Genomic DNA, 358 nt, shown 5'->3' with positions numbered 1-358 from the left:
GTCTTTTATTCAGATGGAGAAAAACGTTATATCATTGCTCCAAAGAATTTGATGATTGGGCAAAAAATTTTATCAGGTGAACAAGCTGAACCAACAGTGGGCAATACATTACCTCTTTCAGCGATTCTACCTGAGTCTTGTTTATTCTGTCGTTTTAGGGTTTTTTTGATAATGTTTATGTCTGAAACAATAACACATCTTTTCTGTTTGAAAACTCGCACTATTGAACCACGCATAAGTTTTACGACAGTTTTTTTCCAACCGGAAGTGTGTCCCGTATATGAACGCACCCGTTTTGTTTTACCAAATACATTCATCACCGTACATTTTACTACTTTTACCTCAAACAATTTTTCAA

Annotated in this window: 1 pseudogene; it reads left to right on the top strand. The window is 34.9% G+C overall.

Annotated elements, in window-relative coordinates:
- Window positions 1-126 (top strand): annotated as a pseudogene (rplB, locus tag AWU74_RS13030) (50S ribosomal protein L2); the annotation flags it as partial.
- Between the last annotated feature and the right edge of the window lie 232 nt (window positions 127-358).

The sequence above is a fragment of the Treponema endosymbiont of Eucomonympha sp. genome (assembly GCF_001028545.1).
Note: the sequence above shows the minus strand (reverse complement) of the source record. Positions and strands in the feature narration are given on the sequence as shown.